At 68.3% G+C, this 23,102-nt stretch carries 17 protein-coding genes; 7 read left to right on the top strand and 10 right to left on the bottom strand.

Translation table 11 applies throughout. From position 1 onward, the window contains the following. Positions 1–122: 122 nt before the first annotated feature. Together AC3WL7_RS11010 and egtB are read left to right on the top strand one after the other, a co-directional pair. A complete protein-coding gene (locus AC3WL7_RS11010; protein ID WP_492750275.1) occupies positions 123–704 on the top strand; it encodes a DUF308 domain-containing protein in 582 nt (193 codons plus the stop codon). Beyond that, complete coding sequence (gene egtB, locus AC3WL7_RS11005; protein WP_492750274.1) at positions 670–2,817, top strand: ergothioneine biosynthesis protein EgtB; 2,148 nt, start codon at positions 670–672, stop codon at positions 2,815–2,817. The genes AC3WL7_RS11010 and egtB overlap by 35 nt, the downstream gene beginning before the upstream one ends. 33 nt (positions 2,818–2,850) lie before the next feature. Here egtB and proC read toward each other — a convergent pair whose 3' ends face one another. Genes proC through AC3WL7_RS10970 form a run of 7 tightly spaced genes read right to left on the bottom strand, consistent with a single transcriptional unit; the run spans position 2,851 to position 12,553 of the window. Further along, positions 2,851–3,672 (bottom strand): pyrroline-5-carboxylate reductase, encoded by an 822-nt coding sequence (gene proC, locus AC3WL7_RS11000; RefSeq protein WP_492750273.1) that lies wholly within the window; start codon positions 3,670–3,672, stop codon positions 2,851–2,853. Further along, on the bottom strand, positions 3,669–5,672 hold the full coding sequence (locus tag AC3WL7_RS10995; protein ID WP_492750272.1) for an alpha/beta hydrolase family protein: 2,004 nt from the start codon (positions 5,670–5,672) through the stop codon (positions 3,669–3,671). Before AC3WL7_RS10995 ends, proC begins: the two co-directional genes overlap by 4 nt. Next, on the bottom strand, positions 5,669–6,661 hold the full coding sequence (locus tag AC3WL7_RS10990) for an alpha/beta hydrolase (RefSeq protein ID WP_492750271.1): 993 nt from the start codon (positions 6,659–6,661) through the stop codon (positions 5,669–5,671). Before AC3WL7_RS10990 ends, AC3WL7_RS10995 begins: the two co-directional genes overlap by 4 nt. Continuing rightward, a complete protein-coding gene (locus AC3WL7_RS10985; protein WP_492750270.1) occupies positions 6,658–7,296 on the bottom strand; it encodes an FMN-binding negative transcriptional regulator in 639 nt (212 codons plus the stop codon). The genes AC3WL7_RS10990 and AC3WL7_RS10985 overlap by 4 nt, the downstream gene beginning before the upstream one ends. A 13-nt stretch (positions 7,297–7,309) precedes the next feature. Further along, positions 7,310–8,749 (bottom strand): amidase family protein, encoded by a 1,440-nt coding sequence (locus AC3WL7_RS10980; RefSeq protein WP_492750269.1) that lies wholly within the window; start codon positions 8,747–8,749, stop codon positions 7,310–7,312. After that, complete coding sequence (locus AC3WL7_RS10975; protein ID WP_492750268.1) at positions 8,746–10,281, bottom strand: amino acid permease; 1,536 nt, start codon at positions 10,279–10,281, stop codon at positions 8,746–8,748. The genes AC3WL7_RS10980 and AC3WL7_RS10975 overlap by 4 nt, the downstream gene beginning before the upstream one ends. 22 nt (positions 10,282–10,303) lie before the next feature. Then, positions 10,304–12,553 carry a TonB-dependent receptor gene (locus AC3WL7_RS10970; RefSeq protein ID WP_492750267.1) on the bottom strand — a complete coding sequence of 750 codons (2,250 nt, stop codon included), beginning with the start codon at positions 12,551–12,553 and terminating at the stop codon, positions 10,304–10,306. Between the two features lie 274 nt (positions 12,554–12,827). Here AC3WL7_RS10970 and AC3WL7_RS10965 point away from each other — a divergent pair, with 274 nt between their 5' ends. From AC3WL7_RS10965 to katG, 4 genes are all read left to right on the top strand, one after another. After that, positions 12,828–13,325 (top strand): Lrp/AsnC family transcriptional regulator, encoded by a 498-nt coding sequence (locus tag AC3WL7_RS10965; RefSeq protein ID WP_108746217.1) that lies wholly within the window; start codon positions 12,828–12,830, stop codon positions 13,323–13,325. 234 nt (positions 13,326–13,559) lie between these two features. Next, positions 13,560–16,115: a DNA mismatch repair protein MutS gene (mutS, locus tag AC3WL7_RS10960; RefSeq protein ID WP_428992517.1), complete on the top strand. Its 2,556-nt coding sequence runs from the start codon at positions 13,560–13,562 to the stop codon at positions 16,113–16,115. Positions 16,116–16,303: 188 nt separating this feature from the next. Beyond that, a complete protein-coding gene (locus tag AC3WL7_RS10955) occupies positions 16,304–16,954 on the top strand; it encodes a DUF937 domain-containing protein (protein WP_492750266.1) in 651 nt (216 codons plus the stop codon). Positions 16,955–17,100: 146 nt separating this feature from the next. Then, positions 17,101–19,341 (top strand): catalase/peroxidase HPI, encoded by a 2,241-nt coding sequence (katG, locus tag AC3WL7_RS10950; protein WP_492750265.1) that lies wholly within the window; start codon positions 17,101–17,103, stop codon positions 19,339–19,341. Between the two features lie 158 nt (positions 19,342–19,499). Here the strand turns inward: katG and AC3WL7_RS10945 are convergent, their stop codons facing one another. From AC3WL7_RS10945 to AC3WL7_RS10935, 3 genes are all read right to left on the bottom strand, one after another. Beyond that, complete coding sequence (locus tag AC3WL7_RS10945; protein WP_492750264.1) at positions 19,500–20,693, bottom strand: glycoside hydrolase family 5 protein; 1,194 nt, start codon at positions 20,691–20,693, stop codon at positions 19,500–19,502. Positions 20,694–20,879: 186 nt separating this feature from the next. Further along, positions 20,880–21,287, bottom strand: a complete 408-nt coding sequence (locus AC3WL7_RS10940) for an RNA-binding S4 domain-containing protein (protein WP_108768217.1) — start codon at positions 21,285–21,287, stop codon at positions 20,880–20,882. Between the two features lie 9 nt (positions 21,288–21,296). Next, a complete protein-coding gene (locus AC3WL7_RS10935) occupies positions 21,297–21,533 on the bottom strand; it encodes a hypothetical protein (RefSeq protein ID WP_079221133.1) in 237 nt (78 codons plus the stop codon). Positions 21,534–21,595: 62 nt separating this feature from the next. Here AC3WL7_RS10935 and AC3WL7_RS10930 point away from each other — a divergent pair, with 62 nt between their 5' ends. After that, a complete protein-coding gene (locus AC3WL7_RS10930) occupies positions 21,596–23,050 on the top strand; it encodes an MATE family efflux transporter (RefSeq protein ID WP_492750263.1) in 1,455 nt (484 codons plus the stop codon). The last annotated feature ends 52 nt before the right edge of the window (positions 23,051–23,102 follow it).

Here is a 23,102-nt window from a genome sequence, read left to right as displayed (position 1 = left end):
CCCTGACGGAAACTGATTGACGACCTACCTACTGGTAGGCAAGCATGCACGTCACCAGCCTACCTATTGGTAGATAGGCTACCACCCACCCACGCTTCTTCCTTTCGAATCCGGAGAATTTCATGACTGCCACCGCCCCTTCCGTGTCCCCGGCAAGTGCCTGGCTCCAGCGCTACTACTTCCTGCGCGCAGGCGTATCCATTGCGTGGATCGCCTTGGCCGTTGTGGTTGGCCGGCAGAACGCAGCCGTAGGTGCGGTGCTGCTGGTGCTGTACCCGGCATGGGATGCGCTGGCGAACTACATCGATGCCCGCCGCACCGGTGGCTTGGGTGCGAACGGCACGCAGATGTTCAACTTCATCGTCAGCGTGGTGACTGCCATTGCCATCGGCGTTGCCCTCACTTCCGGCATGGTCGCCACGATCAAGGTCTTCGGTGTCTGGGCGATCCTCTCCGGCCTGCTGCAACTGGCTACCGCGGTGCGTCGCTGGAAGAGCGCAGGTGGCCAGTGGGTCATGATCCTCAGCGGCGCGCAATCGGCAGCCGCCGGCGCGTTCTTCTTCAAGCAGGCCAGCAGTGGCATCGCCCTGGATGTCACCACGGTGGCCCCCTACGCCGGCCTGGGCGCGTTCTATTTCCTGCTCTCGGCCATCTGGGTGACCGTCAGGAATGCGCGCGCACGTTCGGCCGTCAAATCGGGCTGAGTCTGTGAGCCATCTACGCCGTCGCTATCGTGTTGTACGTGCGCACAGCGTCGCTCTGGCCGGCCCGCTGAGCGTGGAAGACCAGGCGGCCCAATCCATGCCGGATGCCAGCCCGACCAAGTGGCATCTGGCACATACCAGCTGGTTCTTCGAAACGTTCCTGCTGGCGCCGCACCTGCCGGGGTACGCTGCGTTTGATCCAACGTTCGGCTACCTCTTCAACTCGTACTACGAAGGCGCCGGCCCACGGCTGCCGCGTGCAGAACGCGGCCTGATGACACGCCCCTCCGCCCACGATGTACTGGCGTATCGCGCCCATGTCGATGCTGCAATGGACAGGCTGCTTCACGCGTTGCCGGCGGCCTGCACCGGACTGGTCGAGCTTGGCCTGGCACATGAGGAGCAGCATCAGGAACTGATCCTCATGGACGTGCTGCACCTGTTCTCCCGATCGGCGCTGTCGCCTGCGTATCGACCGGAACTCCCCTCCCGCGCGCGGCCTGCCGGGCCCCTGCAATGGGCGGACATCGCCGGCGGGCTGGTGAACATCGGCGCGACGGGCGACGACTTCGCGTTCGACAATGAAATGCCGCGCCACACGGTCTTCCTGCCCTCCTTCGCGCTTGCCGATCGCCTGGTCAGCAATGAGGAATGGTTGGCCTTCATCGCCGAAGGCGGCTACCGGCGGCCTCTGCTGTGGCTGGCCGATGGCTGGGCAACCGCGCAAGCGCAGGGCTGGCAGGCACCGCTCTACTGGCGCGATGAAGGCGACCACTGGAGCACCCTGACGCTGCAGGGCCGCACCCCATTGGATCCACACGCCCCCGTGCGCCACGTGAGCTATTACGAGGCTGACGCCTACGCTCGCTGGGCCGGTGCGCGCCTGCCCAGCGAAGCCGAGTGGGAGCACGCTGCAATGACGCTGCCCAACCTGGGCGGCCTCTACGACCAGGCATGGCAATGGACCTGCAGCGCCTACCATGCGTACCCGGGCTTCCGCGCGCCGGCTGGAACCGTGGGCGAATACAACGGCAAATTCATGGCAGGCCAGATGGTCCTGCGCGGAGGTTCCTCGATCACCCCTCCAGGACACGCAAGGGCGACGTACCGTAATTTCTTTGCGCCTGCCCAGCGCTGGATGTTCAATGGCGTGCGCCTGGCACGCGACAACGATCCTGCCGTGCCCGCACCGTCAAGCGCGTTCCTCGATGACGTGCTTCGTGGTTTCTCGGCGACCCCGAAAAACGTGCCGGCCAAATACTTCTATGACGAAGAAGGCTCGCGCTTGTTCGAGGCGATCTGCGCCACGCCCGAGTACTACCTTACCCGCACCGAACTGGCCCTCCTGCGGTCTTCGGCGGCCGACATCGCCCGCCACATCGAACCCGGAACCGTGCTCGTAGAGTTCGGCAGCGGCGCCAGCCTGAAGACACGCGTCCTCCTGGATGCTTCACCGCACCTCGGCGCTTACGTACCCATCGACATCAGCGCGTCCGCACTTGCGCAGGCGGGTGCGGCCATCGCACGTGACTATCCCCATCTGCAACTGGCCGCACTGGCAGGCGACTTCACCCAGGCTGTCACCCTGCCCGCGCTCGCTGATGGACATGCGCGGCTGGGCTTCTTCCCGGGTTCTACGCTGGGCAATTTCAGCCCAGGGGAATCGGTCGCGCTGCTGTCGCATCTGCGCAACCTCCTGGGCTCGGGCGCCCAGCTTCTGATCGGCGTGGATCTGGTAAAGGACAGGGAAACGCTGTTGGCTGCGTACGACGATGCCGCCGGCATCACCGCAGCCTTCAACCGCAATCTGCTGGTGCGGATCAACGACGAACTGGGCGCCAACTTCGATCCGGGTGCATTCCTGCACCGTGCGCATTGGAATGCCAGCGAGTCCCGCATGGAGATGTGGCTGGTCAGCCGCCGCGAGCAGGAGGTACGGATTGCAGGCCATCCTTTTCACTTCGCCCTTGGCGAAGGACTGCACACCGAGAGCTCCCACAAATTCACGCCCCAGCGCCTGGCGGCAATCGCAGAATGTGCCGGCTGGAGAGTGAAGGATCAGTGGCTGGACCATGATCTGCCTTACGGGCTGTTCCTGCTGTCGTTGGCCTGAGGGGAAACGACGCCGGCCATGATGCTGCGCAGCTCAGCCACCTGATGCGGCCATGGCCTGCGCGCGTGCCTGGGCCGCTCCGACGGCCGCGTCCAGCATTGCTGGCCAGCCGCCCTCGGCCAGCACCGCCAGTGCGGCCTGCGTGGTTCCGCCGGGAGACGTCACCTGCGCCCGCAGCTGCGCGGGTGTCGTGACAGAGGCCTCCAGCATGCGCGCTGCGCCCAGCAGCGTCTGCTGGGCCAGCTGCCGGCTGCTGTCGGCTGGCAGGCCGCGCACTTCGGCGGCCCGCTGCAGGGCTTCGGCCAGCAGGTACAGATACGCCGGGCCACTGCCAGCCACCGCCGTCGCCGTGTCCATCTGCGCTTCCTCGTCCAGCCACACGGTGGACCCGCAGCCACGGAACAGCGCTTCCACCTGTGCACGTGCCGCGTCAGGCAGCGCACCGCCGGCATGCAGTGCGGTGATGCCCGCGCCGATCGCTGCAGGCTGATTGGGCATGCTGCGCACACTGACATCGATGCCCAGCCACTGCTGCAGCCGGGCGTGGGTAATGCCGGCCATGATCGACACCACCTGCGGCGAGACCGCAGCGGCCGTGGCGGCCAGCGCGCGGCACACTGCTTCGGCGGCCTGTGGCTTCACCGCCAGCACCCACAGCGGTGCCCGCTGCGCCGCCTGCGTGGCCTGTTCCACCACCTGCACGCCGAGCTCGGCAGACAGGCCCTCGCGGATGCCCGGCAAGGGATCGGCCACCACCATCCGTGCGGGGTCCTGGCCTTGCCGCAACAGCCCCTGCAGCAGGCAGCGCGCCATGTTGCCACCACCGATGAACGCGATATCGGCAGCAGCCTTCATCGCACCGGCTCCGTGCCCAGCTGGCTGTCCAGCCAGTCCAGCACGCGCTGCTGGACATCACGGCCGTGCGCCTGCTCGAAGAACCAGTGCGGCCCGCGCGGGTACGTCACCATCTCCACCGGCGTGCCATTGAAGCGCAGCGCGCGGTACAGCATCTCGCTCTGCGACAGCGGCACGCGCTTGTCCTGTTCGCCGTGCAGGATCAGCACCGGCACGCGGATGTTGCTGGCATGGCGGATCGGCGAATGCTGGTCGTAGACGCTGCGGTTGCGCAGCGGATCGCCAAAGTAGCCGGGCAGGTAATCCGGCGTATCGGTGGTCAGCGCCATCGCACCGATGTCGATGACCCCGGCCCCGACGATCGCGGTCTTGAAGCGCGGGCTGTTCGCCACCGCCCAGGCCGCCATGTAGCCGCCATAGCTCCAGCCCCCGATCGCCAGCCGCTGCGGATCGACGACGCCTTCCTTCTCCAGCAGGTCCACGCCGTCGAGGATGTCCTGGAAATCACCGCCGCCCCAATCGTTGCGCGCCCGCTCGGCGAACGCGCGGCCGCCGCCTTCGGAGCCGCGCGGGTTGGGCAGGAACACCGCATAGCCGTGCGTGGACAGCAGCTGCGCCCAGTCGTGCCAGGAACCCAGCCACCCCGACCACCACGCCCACGCCGGACCGCCATGGCCCTGCACCAGCGTCGGCAGCGGCGTGCCGGGCTTCCAGCCGGGCGGCGTGACCAGCAGGCCGGTGATCGGCAGGCCATCACGCGAGGAGGTCCACGCCAGTTCACGCACGTTGCCATGCGCCCAGCCCGCAACTTCCGGGTGGTGGTCGCTGCGCACCGCCAGCGCTGCGCCCTGCTGCAGCCAGACTTCCGCCGGCTGGCTGTTGCCGATGCCCAGGTAGGCGCTGCGCCCGCTGCGCGTGGTGGTGAACGCGGCGAAGGGAATCTGCGGCCGCGCCAGTTCCGTCCAGCGGCCATTGGCTGCATCCAGGCGCAGGAAGGCGCCGCGCACGCCGCGCTGGCCCAGCCCCAGCAGGTGCCCGTCGTCCTGCCAGCGCGCCAGCCACAGCGTACCGTTCCAGTCCGCCCCCAGCACCGTGCGCTGACCGCTGCCGATGGCATGCACGGTGATGTCGGCGGTCATGCCGTGCTCGCCGAGGTGGCCGTACAGCAACCGCGTACCGTCGGGCGACCACTGCAGCGGGTGCGCCGACGCTCGCGGTTCCAGCTCGGCCTGCTGCGCACCGCTGCCGGCATCCACCAGCACCACCTGCGAGCGGTACCAGAAGTCATTCAGCGTGGTGCCCTGCGAAACGCGCAGCGCCAGCGTGCGCCCGTCCGGCGACCACGCCAGGTCATGCACCTGCTGCCCGGGCGCGCTCAGCACGCGGGTCTGGCCGCTGCGCAGATCGCGCAGCCAGACGCGGCTGAACGTGGTGGGATGGTCCACGCGCTGCGCATCGTCCCTGGCCTCGCCGGCGGCGGTGGTGGCCGCATCGGGGACATCGGCCGACAGATAGGCGATGCGCGTGCCATCGCGTGATACCTCGAAAGCGCTGACATCGCCCTCTGCGCGGGTCAGCAGCTGCGGTTCACCGCCCTGCGCATCCACGCGCCAGACCTGCGCGCCGCCCAGCGAAGCATGCTCCACGTCGGCAGGCAGCGCGCGGGTGGAGATGAAGTCCAGATAGCGGCCATCGTCGCTCCAGCGTGGATGCTCTTCGCTGGCAGTGTCTGCGGCGGGCAGTTCCTTCGCGGTTGCCTTGCCACTGGCCGGTACCCACCAGATGCGGCTGCGCGGCGGCTTGCCCTGCGGCTGTGGCGTGCCGACCGTATAGGCGATGCGGCTGCCGTCCGGACTGATCTGCGGGTCGCCCACCACCTTCAGCGCCATGATCGCCTGCGGGGTCGGCAGCACCGGCGCCGCCGGGGCGGCAGCCAGCGATGGCAGTGCGACCGCCACGCACAGGCAGGCGCACCACATCCGGTTCAACAACAGGCTCATGCAGGGTTCCCTTGTGTGGCAGGCGGCAGCAGATGCTGGCGCACCCATTCTGCGCCACGGCCGATGGCATCGTTTGCCAGTGCTGACACCGCCATGGCTTCGATGAAACTGTGCGGCGCGCCGCGATAGACCTGGCTGTCCACCGTGACCCCAGCATCGCGCAGGCGCTGCACCATCGCCTGGTTCTGCTCGGCCAGCACGTCGCGGTCGCCCCACAGCAGCAGCGCAGGCGGCAGCCCGTGCAGCGCGGCATGCAGCGGCGCCGACAGCGGACCGGCCACGGCCTGCGCATCCGCGCCCAGGTAGGCGGCCCAGAACTCATCCATTTCCGCCCCGCTGAGCATGTCCTGCGGCTGGCCCAGCTGCTGCCGCGCCTGTTCGGACAACTGCGGTGTCCATGCACCGTAGTTCAGTACCAGCGCCTGTATGCAACCGGGATCGCCGGCATCGCGCAGGCGCAGGGCGCTGGCCACGGCCAGGTTGGCACCGGCCGAATCACCGCCCAGCGCCAGCCGCTGGCCATCGATGCCGAAGCGCGCGCCTTCGCTGCGCAGCCACTGCAGCGCGATCACCGCCTGGTCCAGCGCTGCCGGGTACGGGTGCTCGGGTGCCAGGCTGTAATCGATGGCCACCACCGGCAGCTGCGCGCGATCAGCGTATTCGCGCAGCAGGCGGTCATGCGTATCCAGCCCGAACATGCACCAGCCGCCGCCGTGCAGATAGACCAGGGCGGGCGACGGCGCGGCCGGCTGCTGCTGCGGGGTCAGCACGCGCAGCTGGAACGGCCCGTACGCGGAGTCCAGCGGCACATCCACGCTGTCGCGCATGCGCGGGCCGCCCTCGCGCCAGGGCGCACGCGCCTGTGCGGCAATCACCCGGCGCTGCGGCCAGTCCAGCGTGCGTCCAGCGCGCAGGCGCGCACCTTCGTTGCAGACATCTTCGATGAAGCGGCGGATCTGCGGGTCCAGCGCATCCAGGCTGCGGCTCATGCGTCCTCCCCGCGGCCGGCGGCGAAGTCGATCATCCAGTCCGCCAGCGCGTGCTCGCCACCGGCCTGCAGGCCGGCCAGCAGCTGCGCGAAGTCGTGCCGCGCTTCGTCCTGGCCCAGCTTGAAGGTGGCACGCACTTCGCGCACCTCACCGCGCAGCGCCACCACGCCGCTGGCCAGCCGCGCATAGCGTTCGCCCATTTCGTGCAGCGACCAGGCTTTGGCACGGCCGGCTTCCATCTGCGTGATCAGCGCATCCAGCTCGTTGCGGATGTCCGCGTCCTGCGTACTGATAGCAACATCCAGCTCGAACATCGCCGCGGCATAGTTCCAGCTTGGCGCCTGGGTGCGGTCATCCAGCCAGCTGGGCGAGACGTAGGCATGCGGCCCCATCAGCAGCGCCTGCGCGCGGCCGTCGCGCTGCAGCCGTGCCACGTGCGGGTTGCGCTTGGCCAGGTGGCCGCGCAGGGCCACCAGCCGGCCGTGTGCATCGCACTCGGCACGCAGCGGCAGAGGGGTGAAGGCCGCATCGTCGCCGCCGGTGGACACCAGCCAGGCGAAGGGTTGGCTGGCTAGCAGATGCAGCACGTCGTCCTGGTTGCGGGCGGCGTAGCGGCTGTCGCGGGCATGGCCCATCAGTAGAGCTCCATCAGTGGGGTTGGTCCAGTGCGCTGGCCACGGACACCGCAGGCCAGCGGTCGCGCCATGGCGCGGCCTGTTCAAGTTCGGCGGCCAGCTGCAGCAGCAGGGGCTCCTGCCCGCGGTCGGCGGCAAACTGCATGCCCACCGGCAAGCCGTCACGGTGGCCCACCGGCAGCGAGATGGCCGGCGTGCCGGCCAGGTTCTGCAGTGGCGTATAGCTGATCCACTCGAACATGGCTGGCAGCAGCGTGTCGAAGTCGCGGTCCGGGGCGAGTGCGCCCAGCGGCGGCGGCAAGGTGCGCACGGTCGGGGTCAGCAGCACGTCGTAGTGCTGGTGGAACTGGTTGAATGCCGCTGGCAGTGCCGCCAGCACCGCATAGGCCTGCTCCAGCTCGGGCACGCCACAGTGCTGGCGGTGGAAGCGCGCCAGGCCGTGCGTCCATGGTTCCAGTGCATGTGCCGCGAAGTCATCGCCGCCCTGCGCCACCGCCAGTTCGACCGCATCCAGCCCCAACCGCGACCACAGGGTGTAGAGGGCCTGCCAGACCTCACGGCCCGGCAGCGGATAGGTGGTGGCCTCGACTGCATGGCCCAGCGCCGTGCACAGCTGCGCGGTCTGCTCCAGCACGGCCGCCACCGCCGGATCCGGTGCCAACCTAGGCAACGATTCACTGATGACGCCGATGCGCAGCCGGCGCGGCGGCTGCAGCCAGCCGCGCGGGTCCAGCCCGGCGCGGGGATGGGCCGCACTGAACGCCCACGCGGTATCGCGCACGCTGCGCGACATCAGGCTGTCGGCCACGATCAGGTCTTCAATGGCATGCCGTCCGCGCACCATCACCGTGCCGCCGCGCCCCGGCTTCAGCCCGACCACGCCACAGGCCGACGCCGGAATGCGGATGGAACCGGCGCCATCACTGCCATGCGCCAGCGGCACGATGCCCGCGGCCAGCGCGGCGCCGGCCCCGCCACTGGAGCCACCGGGCGAGTACGCGGGGTTCCACGGGTTGCGGGTGACCGGCCCGAGCAGCGGCTCGGTCGATCCCATCAGACCGAACTCGGGCATGGAACTCTTGCCGATGGCCACCAGCCCAGCCGCATCGAAGCGCTGCGCGAATGGCAGCGCATCCAGCGCCGGCACCGCGCTGCGCGAGCGTGAACCGCCACGCGTGGGCATCCCTGGGTAGCGCAGTGAATCCTTCGGCAGCCACGCCACGCCAGCCATGGGTGCATCGCGGCGCACGCGCGATGCGTGCTCCAGCGCCGCATCGGCATCGACATGGCTGAGTGCGCCCAGCATCGGGTCCAGGTGGCGCACGCGCGTGAGTGCCGCAGCAACCAGTTCGCGCGGTGAGAGTTCGCCGGCACGCACCAGCGCGTGCTGGTCGTGCGCATCCAGATGGCCCAGCTGCAGTGCCTGGGCCAGCGGAAAATCATCAAGGGTCATGCCATGGGTTCCTGAAGCCGGCGGCGCGCACGGCGCTGCCCGTAGAAGACATAGATGGCCGCACCGGCCAGCACGTAAACCAGCAGGATGCTGGCCGGCAGCACATCGCCGCGGCGGACCTGGGCCAGCATGTCGCCCAGCACCGGCACCATCATCGCCACGCACATCACGATGCCCAGCACCGGTACAACGCCCAGCCACACGCCGCCGATCCAGACCCCGCCCAGTGGCACGCGGAAGCCGCCACGCAGCTCTGGACGGGTGGAGCGCAGCCACATCACCGCGATGCACACCACGATGAACGCCGAGGCGATGCCCAGGCAGATCAGGTCGCCCAGGATGCTGATCGGCAGCAGCGCGGCCAGCAGTGCACTGGCGCTGCCGAATGCCACGCTGGCCAGCCACGGTGTGCCGAGCGTGGGGTGCACGCGGGTGAAGAACGCCGGCAGCAGGCCATCGCGCGCGATGCTCAGGCTGATGCGTGAGGCGCCGTAGGCGTTGGCCAGCAGCACCGAGCCCAGCCCGGTCAGCGCGCCGATCTTGATCAGCACCGCAAACCCCGGCCAGCCGATGCGGTCCACCGCCAGCGCAACCGGGTCCGGCACGCCCAGCTCGCGGAACGGCACCAGCCCGGTCAGCACAGCACCGGCCGCGACGTAGAGCACGGTGCACACCACCAGCGAGCCGAGGATGCCCACCGGCACGTCACGCCGTGGCTGGCGCGCTTCGGCGGCGGCCATCGAGACAGTCTCAAAGCCCAGGTAGGCAAAGAACAGCATGGCCGCTGCACGCAGCACGCCGGGCCAGCCGTAGGCGAAGCCGCCCTCATTGGCCGGCAGGAACGGCTGCCAGTGCGCAGCGTCGATGAACTGCGAACCGACCGCGATGAAGGCCAGCAGCACCGCGATCTTGATCAGCACCAGCACCAGGTTGGCCAGTGCCGAGCGCCCTACCCCGGCAATCTGCACGGCGGCAGCGGCCAGCACCGCCAGCGCTGCCACCGCATTGATGCCGCCGCTGAAGGACAGCACGGTATGCCCGCCCTGCGCGGTGGCGGTCACGCTGGACACCGCCAGCCCCAGCGGCACGACCACGTGCAGATCGCCCAGCAGGCTGGTGAGGTAACCGGCAAAACCGGCGGCCACCGCAGCGGCGGCCAGCAGGTATTCCAGGATCACCATCCACGCCAGCGCCCACGCCGCGCCTTCGCCCAGCGTCACCTGGCAGTACGAATACGCTGAGCCGGACACCGGGATGACCGATGACAGTTCGGCATAGCACAACCCGGTGAAGCCGCAGGCCAGCGCCGCCAGCACGAAGGCCAGTACCACCGCCGGGCCGGCGAAACTGGCCGCGGCAGTGCCGGTCACCACATAGATGCCGGCGCCGAGGATGTTGGCGATGCCCAGCACCAGCAGGCTGCCGGCACCCAGCCGGCGCTGCAGGCCGGCGCGCTCGCCGTCGGCCACCACCGCCTCCAGCGATTTGCGCCGCGCTGCCAGTTGCCAGCGCCCGATTGAACGTTGCTGCACGCGGCCGCTCCCGTCCATCGTCTCAGTAACGCCAGTGCACGGTGACGCCGACGGTGCGCGGCCGCACCAGGCCTTCGCCGATGCCGTTGGTTTCGGTCACGCTGCGGGTAATGCCACGCTTGTCGGTCAGGTTGCTGCCGAACAGGGTGACATCGGTGTTGCCGAAGGTCATGCGGTAGCGCAGGTCGAACAGGTTGTAGTTGCCCTGGCGGTTGGGCGTGATGCCCGGCACGGCCGAGTTCAGGTCGCTGATGCCACCGCCCACGTACTGGTGTGACAGCGACAGCGTCGGCGAGAAACGCGCATCGAAGTGCCAGCTGAGCAGGTTGCTCACCGTCCAGTCGGCCGAGCCCGGCAGCTGCGATCCCTTCGGCGCGGTGCCGTAGTACAGGATGAACAGATCCTCATCCAGGCGGGCGCGCTGCCAGGTGGCCGATGCCTGCCATTCGAAAGCATCGACCGGGCGCCAGGTGGCGGACAGTTCGACGCCACGGCTGTAGGCCTTGCCGCCATTGCTGGCGTAGTTGAACAGGTCCGGCGTCTGCAGCCGCAGCTGGATGTCCTTCCAGTCCACGTAGAACAGCGTGGCATCCAGCAGCAGGCGCCCGCCGGCCCAGCTGGTGCGCGTACCCAGTTCGTAGTTGACCAGGCTGTCACTCTTCGACCCGGACGGCACCGGGTAGGCGCTGAGTCCGGCGGTGTTGGGTTCGCCGAAGCGGAAGCCCTCGGACACCAGGCCGTACACCATCACGTCCGGGTTCACCTGCCAGGTCAGGGAGACCTTCGGATTGAAGCCGTCTTCCTTGGTCTCCTGGGTCGACACCTTGGGCGCGCCCGGCCAGGTCGAGAAGCCCACCTGGGTACTGACCGTGCGCACCTTGTTGCGGAACAGGCGGCCGCCGACGGTCAGCTTCCACTGCTCGTTGAAGTGCACGCTGCCTTCGCCGAACAGCGCCGCTTCCGAGCCGGACAGGTCGGTCAGGAAGCCGTTGAAGATCTGTCCGTCCGGCGCGATCACCGCGCCACTGCCGGGGCCGAACAACGGCGAACGGTCGAACGCGGCAGCCGCACCTTCCGCGCCCAGCTGCTCGTGCAGGCGCTTGTCCGAATCGAAGTACATGCCACCCACCAGCCAGTCGATGCGGCCACCCGGCTTGGACGACAGGCGCAGCTCGATGCTCTTGCCGGTGCTTTCACCGCCGGAGGCGATGTACAGCGGCGCGGTCAGGTCCAGGCCCAGGTCGGCGTTGTAGGCCGCACGCACCGGCGTGTAGTCGAAGCGCCAGTCCTGTTTCTTTTTCTGGTAGGCCAGCAGCGCGGTCAGGTCGGCAAAGCCCAGGTCCTGGTCCAACCGCGCGCTGTGCACGGCCACCTTTGTATGGGTGTACTCGGGCAGCGCGGTGCGGCGCGTGAGGTCACCCAGTCCGGCAATCTGGTAACTGTTGTCATCGCTGTCGGTGTTCTGCAGCAGGCTCAGCCAGGTCAGGGTGGTGCCCTCGTTCGGGGTCAGCACCAGCGACAGCCGGCCACCATCAAGCGTGCTGCTGTTGGCGCCGTCCCTGCCGGTGCCGATGTTGTCGATGAAGCCGGGATCGTCGCGGTACTGCGCCACCGCACGCACCGCCAGCAGGTCCTGCTTGATCGGCACATTCACCATTGCCTTGCCGGCAAAGCCCACGTCAGCGTTGCGGGTCTGGCTGACGGTCGCTTCGGCAGCGGCATCGAAGGCGCCGGTATCGGCGATGTTGGCCACGTAGTTCACCGCCCCGCCCATCGAGGCCGACCCGAACAGCGTGCCCTGCGGCCCCCGCAACACTTCCACCCGGTTCAGGTCGAAGGCATCGATATCGGGAATGGCGATGGTCCAGCCCGGTTCGGTCAGCGGCACTTCGTTGAGGAAGTAACCGGTCGTGGGCTGGCCCTGCACATTGCCAGCGCTGGTGGCGATGCCGCGCATCACCACGTGCGAGACACCCGGCTGGTAGTTGTTGAAGACCACGCCGGGAGTGCGCTGGATGTAATCGGCCAGCGACTGCGCGCCGATGTCCTGCAGTTGCTGGTCGGTGACTGCCGACACCGAACCGGCGATCTCACGCACCGATTCCTTCAGCTTGCCAGCGGTGACCACCACCGTGTCCAAGGTACGGGCCGGGTCGGCCGCAGCGCCGGCGGGCGCCTCCTGCGCCCAGGCCGGGGCGGTGGCGAACAGGCCGAAACAACACGCGAAACGGACAGCATGGCTGAGCGGGCGAAGGCGGAGCTGCAACGGCATGAGACGGTCCCCCAGGTGGCGATGGACGTGGCGCCGGTCGCGCTCTGCGCAGCGGCAACCCACATGGCTGAGGTCGAGTGAAAGTGAAAACAGCCACCGCTGTCCAGCAGAATCAACGGACACCGCACTAGCGACAACGTGTTGATTGAATTATGTTTATTTCATGGGGAGCCGTGGATTTGGCCGTTATCACATGTGAAATACGCAGGTTCTGCGGCCCGGCCCCTCAAATTGCGAACAAACTGCGGCGCGCTGCCGCACCGGGAAAGCCCTGATGACCGCCAAATCGCTGGACCGCATCGACCTGAAGATCCTCGACGTGCTGCAGCAGGATGCACGCATCACCAACCAGGCCCTGGCCGATCGTGTTGCGCTGTCGCCCAGCGCGTGCCTGGCACGCGTGCGCGCCCTGGAGGCCAAGGAGCTGATCCGCGGCTACCGCGCGCACGTGGCGGTGGACCGCATCCGCTCGGCCACGGTGGTGCTGGCAATGGTGGCCTTCAGGCGGCACGCACTGGAGGAGTTCACCGCCTTCGACCGGCGCATCCTGGGCATGCAGGAAATCGTCGAGGCCAGCCGCATTTCCGGCGAGTACGACTACCTGCTGCGGGTGATCGTCAACGATGTGCACCACTGGAAGGACATCGCGCGGCTGCTGCTGGGCGGCGACTACGGGGTGGAGAAGATCGTGTCGCAGTTCCTGATGGACGAGGTGAAGCCGTTCAGTGGCTACCCCCTGGGAGACGGTCCGACCGGGAAGCGCAGCAGCTGACAGGCGAATGAAACCGGAATGATCCAGCGCGCTCCACGCGGTCCGTCGTAACATTCATGGGCATGATCGCCGGTGCCCGGAGTGGCGTCGCAGCACGATCGCAGCAGAACATCCCGCTACTTGCCGCTTCTGACGGCAACCCGCCCTCACCCATCGAGACCGGACGCATTGCAAGCCACTGATTCAAAACAGAAGAGCAGCCCTTCCAAGGCCGCTACCGAACACACCCCGCTGATGAAGCAGTTCTTCGCAGCCAAGTCCGACTACCCGGACCTGCTGCTGTTCTTCCGCATGGGCGACTTCTACGAGCTGTTCTACGACGACGCCCGCAAGGCGGCGCGGCTGCTGGACATCACCCTCACCCAGCGCGGCAGCTCCGGCGGCGCGCCCATCCCGATGGCCGGCGTGCCGGTGCATGCCTATGAGGGCTACCTGGCCCGCCTGGTGGCGCTGGGCGAATCGGTGGCCATCTGTGAACAGATCGGCGACCCGGCCCTGGCCAAGGGCCTGGTCGAACGCAAGGTGGTGCGCATCGTCACCCCCGGCACGGTCACCGACGAGGCGCTGCTGGACGAGCGCCGCGACACCCTGCTGATGGCGCTGTCGCGCACGAAGCAGGGCTACGGCCTGGCCTGGGCCGACCTGGCCGGCGGTCGCTTCCTGGTCAACGAAGTGGAGACAGACGACGCGCTGGAAGCCGAACTGGCCCGCCTGGAGCCGGCCGAGCTGCTGGTGCCCGACGAAGAGAACTGGCCCGAATTCCTGCGCCAGCGCACCGGCGTGCGCCGCCGCGCGCCGTGGCTGTTCGATGCGGACAGCGGCCGCCGCCAGCTGCTGGCCTTCTTCAAGCTGCACGACCTGAGCGGTTTCGGCATCGACGACAAGCCGCGCGCCACGGCAGCCGCCGGCGCCCTGCTCGGCTATGTCGAGGAAACCCAGAAGCAGCGCCTGCCGCACCTGACCTCGATCGCGATGGAAACCGCCGGTGAAGCGATCGCGATGAACGCCGCGACCCGCCGCCATCTGGAACTGGATACGCGCGTGGACGGCGACACCCGCAACACGCTGCTGGGCGTGCTCGACAGCACGGTGACGCCGATGGGCGGCCGCCTGCTGCGCCGCTGGCTGCACCGCCCGCTGCGCCTGCGCGAGGTGCTGGTGCAGCGCCACCATGCGGTGGAAACGCTGATCGACCGCGGCAGCGACGCCGACATCCGCGAGCAGTTCCGTCGCCTGGGCGATCTGGAACGCATCCTCACCCGCGTGGCGCTGCGCTCGGCGCGCCCGCGCGATTTCTCCACCCTGCGCGATGGCCTGGGCCTGCTGCCGGCCGTGCGCGAAGTGCTGGCACCGCTGGATTCGCCGCGCCTGCAGACCCTGCACGCCGCGCTGGGCGAGCACGACGAGTGCGCGCACCTGCTGGCCAGCGCCATCGCCGAGATGCCGCCGCTGAAGCTGAGCGACGGCGGCGTGCTGGCCGATGGCTTCGATGCCGAGCTGGACGAACTGCGCCGCCTGTCCACCCATGCCGACCAGTTCCTGGTCGACCTGGAACAGCGCGAACGCGAGAGCAGCGGCATCGCCACCCTCAAGGTGGGCTACAACCGCGTGCATGGCTATTACATCGAAATCAGCAAGGGCCAGTCCGACCGCGCGCCGGTGCACTACACCCGCCGGCAGACGCTGACCAATGCCGAGCGCTACATCACCGAGGAACTGAAGGCCTTCGAGGACAAGGTGCTGTCCGCGCGCGACCGTTCGCTGTCGCGCGAGAAGTACCTGTACGAGCAGCTGCTGGACACCCTCGGCGGCCAGCTGGAACCGCTGAAGCAGTGCGCCGCCGCGTTGAGCGAACTGGACGTGCTGGCCGCCTTCGCCGAGCGCGCGCAGGCGCTGGACTGGGCGCGCCCGGAACTGCAGGCCGAGCCCTGCCTGAAGATCGAGCGCGGCCGCCACCCGGTGGTCGAAGCCGTGCGCGAACAGCCGTTCGAGCCGAATGATCTGGACCTGCATCCGGACCGTCGCATGCTGGTCATCACCGGCCCGAACATGGGCGGTAAATCGACCTACATGCGGCAGAACGCGCTGATCGTGCTGCTGGCCCACATCGGCAGCTTCGTGCCGGCCAGCCGCGCGCTGATCGGCCCGATCGACCGCATCCTCACCCGCATCGGCGCCGGCGATGACCTCGCCCGCGGGCAATCGACCTTCATGGTCGAGATGGCCGAGACCAGCTACATCCTGCACCACGCCACCGCGCATTCGCTGGTGCTGATGGACGAGATCGGCCGCGGCACGTCCACCTACGACGGCCTGGCCCTGGCCGATGCAGTGGCCCGCCACCTGGCCTACCAGAACCGCTGCTACACGCTGTTCGCCACCCACTACTTCGAACTGACCGCACTGGCCGACGAACAGCACGAAGGTGGCCGCAGCGGCATCGCCAACGTGCACCTGGATGCGGTCGAGCACGGTGAAGCACTGGTGTTCATGCACGCGGTGAAGGATGGCCCGGCCAACCGCAGCTTCGGCCTGCAGGTGGCCGCGCTGGCCGGCCTGCCGCGGGCGACAGTGGCCCAGGCCCGCCGTCGCCTGGCCGAGCTGGAACAGCGCGGTGGCGAAAGCCATGCCGCTGAAGTCTCGCCGCAGGCGCTGGATGCACCGCAGCAGTTCGGCCTGTTCAGCGCACCGGCCAGCAAGGCGCAGGAAGCGCTGGCCGCGATCGACCCGGACGAGCTGACCCCGAAGCAGGCGCTGGAAGCCCTGTACCGGTTGAAGACGCTGCTGTAACCGCGCCCGTTGGCAGGGCTGAGCCGAGCATGGGCTCGGCTCTACAGCAGCGCCGTCACGCCCTCCCTGTAGAGCCGAGCCCACGCTCGGCTGGTGTAACCCCGGCCGCCGGGCATGGCCCGGCGCTACCCCTGTAGAGCCGAGCCCATGCTCGGCTGCCTTCGCATTTCCGTCGTGTACCCGGCGTTATGCTCGGGCGGTCCTTCCTTCACAGAACGGAGACCGCCGTGAACACCGAATCCCTCGCCGCTTCCCTCTTCCAGCAGCTGCAGCAGGGGCAAGGCCTGCAGCAGGTGTCCCAGCAGCTCGGCCTGGACAGCAGCCAGACCACCCAGGCGGTGGGCAGTGCGCTGCCGCTGCTGCTGGGCGCGATGGGCCAGAACGCCAGTGAGCCGCAGGGCGCGCAGTCACTGCTCAATGCACTGCAGCGCGATCATCTTGGCGGCGGCAGCGGCGGCGGTTTCGACCTCGGCGGCATCCTCGGCGCGGTGATGGGCGGTGGTGGCAGCGGTGCCACCGACGGCGCCGGCATCCTCGGCCATGTGTTCGGCGGCCAGCAGCCGCAGGCGGCCGAGCTGCTCGGCCAGAAGACCGGCCTGGACAGCGGCACCACCGGCAAGCTGCTGGCCATTCTCGCCCCCATCGTCATGTCGTTCCTGGCCCAGCGCTTTGCCCAGCAGGGCAATGCCGGCGAACTCAGCTCGGCCCTCGGCCAGGAAGCCCAGCATGCTGGCGGCGGCGTCGGCAGCCTGCTGGGGGGCGCACTCGACCAGGACGGCGATGGCCAGTTTGGTGCCAGCGATCTGCTCAAGCTCGGTGCGGGCCTGCTCAAGCGCTGATCGCGCACAACGGTCCAAGCCCTGCCCTTGATAGGCCGCCACTATCGCATCGGTTGAATCAATCGAATTTACCCATCAGTAGGCGCCACCTATGGTGGTCAGGCCTCCCCCGATTCCACCTTTCGCCAGTCCACAGGTAGACACCCATGAAAAGCGAAGCCAAGTGCCCGTTCAACCACGCCGTCGTCGGTGACGCGACGACCAACCGCGACTGGTGGCCGAACCAGCTGCGCGTGGACCTGCTCAACCAGCACTCCACCCGCTCCAATCCGCTTGATGCGGGCTTCGATTACGCCACGGCCTTCAAGGGCCTGGACTACGCCGCGCTGAAGGCCGACCTGAAGGCGCTGATGACCGATTCGCAGGACTGGTGGCCGGCCGATTTCGGCCATTACGGCGGCCTGTTCATCCGCATGGCCTGGCACAGCGCCGGCACCTACCGCATCGGCGATGGCCGTGGCGGCGGTGGCCGCGGCCAGCAGCGCTTCGCCCCGCTCAACAGCTGGCCGGACAACGTCAGCCTGGACAAAGCGCGCCGCCTGCTGTGGCCGATCAAGCAGAAGTACGGCCAAGCCATCTCCTGGTCCGACCTGCTGATCCTGACCGGCAATGTCGCCCTCGAATCGATGGGCTTCAAGACGCTCGGCTTCGCCGGTGGCCGCCCTGATACCTGGGAACCGGACCAGGACGTGTACTGGGGCCGCGAAACCACCTGGCTGGGCGGCGATGTGCGCTACGCACACGGCTCCGAAGGCGTGCAGGAAGACCACGGCGTGCTGGTGTCCGATGACGATGCCGATGGCGACGTGCACTCGCGCAAGCTGGAAAACCCGCTGGCCGCCGTGCAGATGGGCCTGATCTACGTGAACCCGGAAGGCCCGGACGGCAACCCCGACCCGGTGCTGGCCGCGCATGACATCCGCGACACCTTCGCCCGCATGGCCATGGACGACGAGGAAACCGTCGCCCTGATCGCCGGTGGCCACAGCTTCGGCAAGACCCACGGCGCCGGCCCGGCCGACAACGTCGGCAAGGAACCGGAAGCGGCCGGCCTGGAAAACCAGGGCCTGGGCTGGGCCAGCAGCTTCGGCAGCGGCAAGGGCGGCGACACCATCACCAGCGGCCTGGAAGTGACCTGGACGCGCACCCCGGCGCAGTGGAGCCACGATTTCTTCGAGCTGCTGTTCGGCCACGAATGGGAACTGACCAAGAGCCCGGCCGGCGCCCACCAGTGGGTGGCCAAGAACGCCGATGCGGTCATTCCCGACGCGCACGATCCGTCGAAGAAGCACCGCCCGACCATGCTGACCACCGACCTGTCGCTGCGCATGGACCCGGCCTACGAAAAGGTCTCGCGCAGGTTCCTCGAGGATCCGCAGGCCTTCGCCGATGCCTTCGCCCGCGCCTGGTTCAAATTGACCCACCGCGACATGGGCCCGCGCGCGCGCTACCTGGGCCCGGAAATCCCGGCCGAGGAATTCATCTGGCAGGATCCGGTGCCGGAAGCGAAGCATCCGCTGATCGACGCCAAGGACATCGCCGCGCTGAAGCAGAAGATCGCCGCAACCGGCCTGAGCGTTGCCGAGCTGGTGTCCACTGCGTGGGCGTCGGCCTCGACCTTCCGCGGCTCGGACAAGCGTGGTGGCGCCAACGGTGCGCGCATCCGCCTGGCCCCGCAGAAGGACTGGGCGGTGAACCAGCCGCAGCAGCTGGCCAAGGTGCTGGCCGCGCTGGAAAAGGTGCAGGCCGAGTTCAATGGCGGCGGCAACAAGCAGGTGTCGCTGGCCGATCTGATCGTGCTGGCCGGCGGCGTGGGTGTCGAACAGGCCGCCAAGGCCGGTGGCCATGAGGTGAGCGTGCCGTTCACCCCGGGCCGCACCGATGCCAGCCAGGAACAGACCGACGTCGAGTCGTTCGCGGTGCTGGAGCCGGCCGCCGATGGCTTCCGCAACTATCTCAAGGGCGCTTACAGCGTGCCGGGCGAAGCGCTGCTGATCGACAAGGCACAGCTGCTGACCCTGACCGCACCGGAGATGACCGCCCTGGTCGGCGGCCTGCGCGTGCTCGGTGCCAATGCCGATGGCGGCAAGCACGGTGTGTTCACCGCACGCACGGGCACGTTGAGCAACGACTTCTTCGTCAACCTGCTGGACATGGGCACGCAGTGGAAGGCCACCGGCCGCGAGAGCTATGAGGGCCGCGCCCGCGGCGAAGGCAGCGCACGTTGGACCGGCACCCGCGCCGACCTGGTGTTCGGCTCCAACGCCGTGCTGCGCGCACTGGCCGAGGTCTATGCCAGCGCCGATGGCGAGAAGAAGTTCGTGCAGGATTTCATCGCCGCCTGGACGCGGGTGATGGAACTGGACCGCTACGACCTGCACGGTTGAGGTGATCCGGGTGGTCGCCGGGCATGGCCCGGCGCTACCCGAACGCTGTGGTGGGTGCGAACCCCCGCTCTGGTGGGTGCGAACCGTTGGTTCGCACGCTCCCCTGCTCTGGTGGGTGCGAACCGTTGGTTCGCACGCTCTCCGCACGGGCTACGCTTTCAACGCACCCCGTCTTTCAACCGCTGCAGGATCGGCGCAAACAACGGCGCCTGCAGCGACCGCGGTGGCTGCACCGCCTCGCCCTTCTCCAGCGCCTGCCAGTACGACCACGGCAGCGCCTTGTCGCCCAGTTCGTAATCCATGCCATCCCAGCCATCCTCGCGGAAGGCATAGAACGCCCAGTGCACCTGCTGCTGCTCGGCCACGGCCAGCACGTCACGCAGGTAGGTGCCGCAATCCGGCCAGCGGCGCATGCAGCCGAACTCGCCGATCACCATCCGGTTGGCACCGATGCCATGGGTCTTCGCCCAGTCCATCGGCTGCTGCAGGTAGCTGCGCACGCGCTCCGCATCCCAGCGCTGCTTTCCCGCGCCGAACGGCACCACGGCCGGGTAGCGGTACGGCGTGGCGCGCTTCTGGTTGGGCGCACTGGTGGCCGCATAGGGCTCGTACATGTGCACGCTGTACAGCAGCTTCGTATCGTCCAGCGGCGCCGGCCAGTAATCGAAGGCATCGGCCGCCGCATACCAGCCGGCATCGAGCATCAGCGGCATGTCCGCATCCACCGCGCGCACGCTGGCGATCAGCCCGCGGTACAGCACGCGCAGATCACGCGGACCGTCCTGCACATCGGCATACCACTGCTTCATCGCCTCGCGCGGGGCATGTTCGGCCAGCGCAGTGCCGTATTCCGGCGCCGGCTCGTTGATGAGGTTGTAGGCGGCCAGCGCGGGGTGGCCCTTCAACGCGGTGGCCAGGTCGCGCCAGAAGCGCTGCGCAGGCAGGTGCTTGTCCATCGACTGCCACAACCGCTGGTCGACCACGTCATTGTTCTTCTGCTTCCAGCGCAGCAGGGGCAGCGACAGCAGCACCAGCACCACCTTCAGGCCTGAGGCATTGGCGTCATCCAGCGCACGGCGCAGGGTGGCCACGTCGGCCTGCACCAGCCCCTGGTAGTGGTCGGCATCGCCCATCAGGAAGTCGCGGCCGCCGGCACTTTTCCATTTGTCCGGGCTCAACCGCACCCAGGTCGCGCCGGTGTCCCGCAACGCCTGGAAGTAGGCACGGTCGGGCGGGCTTTCGTTGAAGCTGTTGCCGCCGCGCTGCGGCGTATCCCAGAAGGTGATGTCAGCGGCGAACGCCGGAGCGGCGGTGGCGAGAGCCAGGCACAGCAGGGTGCGGCGGAGGAACATGCGGGTCTTCCATGAAGAGGAAGATCCAACGTGCAGGGCACAAACCCAACGCTGGCTGAGTGCGCGCGTGTTCGCCGGGCATGGCCCGGCGCTACCGACGCGCCCTGGTGGGTGCGAACCGCCCGCTCTGGTGGGGGCGAACCGCCCGCCTTGGTGGGTGCGAACCGTTGGTTCGCACGCTCTCGGTCAAAGCGCGTCCAGATCGCCCAGTGCGCGGATCAACCGCCGCGCGCGCTTGTCCGGCTTGTGCTCCGGCGGCTGGAAACCATCGCGGGCGGCGATGCGCAGCGCGCGCTGTTCGGCACGGCGCGCCTTGGACGCCTCGCTTTCGGCATACAGCTGCTGCGCCACCGGCGCCGGTCCGCGCTGGTCGCTGATGCCCAGCACCTGCAGCTCGAAATGCTCTTCGCCGCGGTCCACCTGCAGCTGCTCGCCCACGCGCACCGCGCGCGAGGATTTCGGGCGCTGCCCGGCCACGGCCACCTTGCCGGTTTCAATGGCCTGCTTGGCCAGGCTGCGGGTCTTGTAGAAACGGGCCGCCCACAACCAGATATCCAGGCGGACACTGGGCGACAGCGGGGAAAGCTCGGACATCGGCAGGTACTACTCCGTGCGCTTGTTCAGGGGTCGCGGGTTGGCGGGGTCGCTGCGGCAGCCAGTGCCCCCCATCAACGTCGGCGTGCCCGCCAGGTCCTGGCGCTGGTTGCCGACCAGGCACTCAGCGCGGTCGGCGGGCCGCACCTGGGCATCACCCAGCCGGTCACCCGTCGAACATGCGGCCAGCGTGGCCACGATCAAGGCCCCCACGCAGTGCCGCGCCAGCTGTTGTCGTTGATGCATTGCCACACCCCGCAAACCGGCTTGATGCTAGTGTGCGCCTCCCGGGAATCGATCACCAGCCCATGGCCAAAGCGCCGCTCGACCTGACCTCCGGCCCCATCGGCCGCAACCTGCTGCTGTTCGCGCTGCCGATCCTGGCAGGCAACATCGCCCAGTCGCTGAACGGTTCGGTGAATGCGGTGTGGGTGGGGCGCTTCCTCGGCGAGGCGGCGCTGACCGCCACGGCCAACGCCAACAACATCATGTTTTTCCTGATCGGCTCGGTGTTCGGTTTCGGCATGGCCTCGACCATCCTGATCGGCCAGGCCATCGGCGCACGCGACATCGCCCAGGCCCGCCGCGTGGTCGGCACCAGTGCCACCTTCTTCATCGGCCTGTCGGTGATCATCGCCATCGCGGGCTGGTTCCTGGCCCACCCGCTGCTGGCCGCGATGGGCACGCCGGCCGCCTCGCTGCCGCTGGCCGAGGCCTACCTGCGCATCATCTTCCTGGCCATGCCCACGCTGTACGCATTCGCCTTCCTCAGCGCCGCCCTGCGCGGTGCCGGTGATTCACGCACGCCGTTCCGCTTCCTGCTGGTGTCGGTGCTGCTGGATATCGCGCTGAACCCGGTACTGATCTTCGGCCTCGGCCCGTTCCCGGCACTGGGCATTGCCGGCTCGGCCTGGGCAACGCTGGTGTCGCAGACGCTGTCGCTGAGCGGCCTGCTGCTGTACATGCGGCACAAGCGGCACACGCTGTGGCTGGGGCGTGCCGACATGCACCTGTTCAAGCTCGACCTGGCCATCCTGCGCGCGCTGGTGGTCAAGGGCGTGCCGATGGGCCTGCAGATGGTGCTGATCTCGCTGTCGGTCATCCTGCTGATGACCATGGTCAACCAGTACGGCACGGCCACCGGTGCCGCCTATGGCGCGTCGCTGCAGCTGTGGAACTACGTGCAGATGCCGGCGATGGCCATCGGCGCGGCATGTTCGTCGATGGCGGCACAGAACGTCGGAGCGCAGCGCTGGGATCGTGTCCGCGGTACCGCGCGCCAGGGCATCCTGTTCAACTTCCTGCTGACCGGTGCACTGATCCTGCCGCTGGTGCTGCTGGACCAGTATTCGCTGGCGCTGTTCCTGCCGCAGGGCAGCGAATCGCTGCAGATCGCCCGCCACCTCAACCACATCGTGATCGGCTCGTTCCTGTTCTTCGGCGTCAGCTTCGTCATTTCCGGTGTGGTCCGCTCCACGGGCGCGGTCATTCCGCCATTGCTGATCCTGGCCGCCTCGCTGTGGGGCGTGCGCGTGCCCTTCGCCGAGTTCCTGCAGCCGTACTGGGGCGCTGATGCGATCTGGTGGAGCTTCCCGGCCGGCTCGCTGGTGTCGATGCTGCTGTCGCTGGCGTATTACCGCTGGGGTGGCTGGCGCAAGGCGAAGATGATCACCCCGCCACCGGCAGAACACGTGGCCACGCCATCGGAAATCCCGGCCTGCCCGCCGTCTCCGGTGGCGGATCCGGACGCCGTGGCCCGGTAGCGGCGGGCCCCCCCCCCCGAGCGCAGCGGTTGCCAGACATCCGCCGGGCATG

The sequence above is a fragment of the Stenotrophomonas sp. FW305-3-2-15-E-LB1 genome (assembly GCF_058787375.1).
Note: the sequence above shows the minus strand (reverse complement) of the source record. Positions and strands in the feature narration are given on the sequence as shown.

Excerpts from the sequence above, each read along its gene's own strand:
- AC3WL7_RS11010 (WP_492750275.1), top strand. The coding sequence starts at position 123 with ATGACTGCCACCGCCCCTTCCGTGTCCCCGGCAAGTGCCTGGCTCCAG.
- egtB (WP_492750274.1), top strand. The coding sequence starts at position 670 with ATGCGCGCGCACGTTCGGCCGTCAAATCGGGCTGAGTCTGTGAGCCAT.
- proC (WP_492750273.1), bottom strand. The coding sequence starts at position 3,672 with ATGAAGGCTGCTGCCGATATCGCGTTCATCGGTGGTGGCAACATGGCG.
- AC3WL7_RS10995 (WP_492750272.1), bottom strand. The coding sequence starts at position 5,672 with ATGAGCCTGTTGTTGAACCGGATGTGGTGCGCCTGCCTGTGCGTGGCG.
- AC3WL7_RS10990 (WP_492750271.1), bottom strand. The coding sequence starts at position 6,661 with ATGAGCCGCAGCCTGGATGCGCTGGACCCGCAGATCCGCCGCTTCATC.
- AC3WL7_RS10985 (WP_492750270.1), bottom strand. The coding sequence starts at position 7,296 with ATGGGCCATGCCCGCGACAGCCGCTACGCCGCCCGCAACCAGGACGAC.
- AC3WL7_RS10980 (WP_492750269.1), bottom strand. The coding sequence starts at position 8,749 with ATGACCCTTGATGATTTTCCGCTGGCCCAGGCACTGCAGCTGGGCCAT.
- AC3WL7_RS10970 (WP_492750267.1), bottom strand. The coding sequence starts at position 12,553 with ATGCCGTTGCAGCTCCGCCTTCGCCCGCTCAGCCATGCTGTCCGTTTC.
- AC3WL7_RS10965 (WP_108746217.1), top strand. The coding sequence starts at position 12,828 with ATGACCGCCAAATCGCTGGACCGCATCGACCTGAAGATCCTCGACGTG.
- mutS (WP_428992517.1), top strand. The coding sequence starts at position 13,560 with ATGAAGCAGTTCTTCGCAGCCAAGTCCGACTACCCGGACCTGCTGCTG.
- AC3WL7_RS10955 (WP_492750266.1), top strand. The coding sequence starts at position 16,304 with ATGCTCGGGCGGTCCTTCCTTCACAGAACGGAGACCGCCGTGAACACC.
- katG (WP_492750265.1), top strand. The coding sequence starts at position 17,101 with ATGAAAAGCGAAGCCAAGTGCCCGTTCAACCACGCCGTCGTCGGTGAC.
- AC3WL7_RS10945 (WP_492750264.1), bottom strand. The coding sequence starts at position 20,693 with ATGTTCCTCCGCCGCACCCTGCTGTGCCTGGCTCTCGCCACCGCCGCT.
- AC3WL7_RS10940 (WP_108768217.1), bottom strand. The coding sequence starts at position 21,287 with ATGTCCGAGCTTTCCCCGCTGTCGCCCAGTGTCCGCCTGGATATCTGG.
- AC3WL7_RS10935 (WP_079221133.1), bottom strand. The coding sequence starts at position 21,533 with ATGCATCAACGACAACAGCTGGCGCGGCACTGCGTGGGGGCCTTGATC.
- AC3WL7_RS10930 (WP_492750263.1), top strand. The coding sequence starts at position 21,596 with ATGGCCAAAGCGCCGCTCGACCTGACCTCCGGCCCCATCGGCCGCAAC.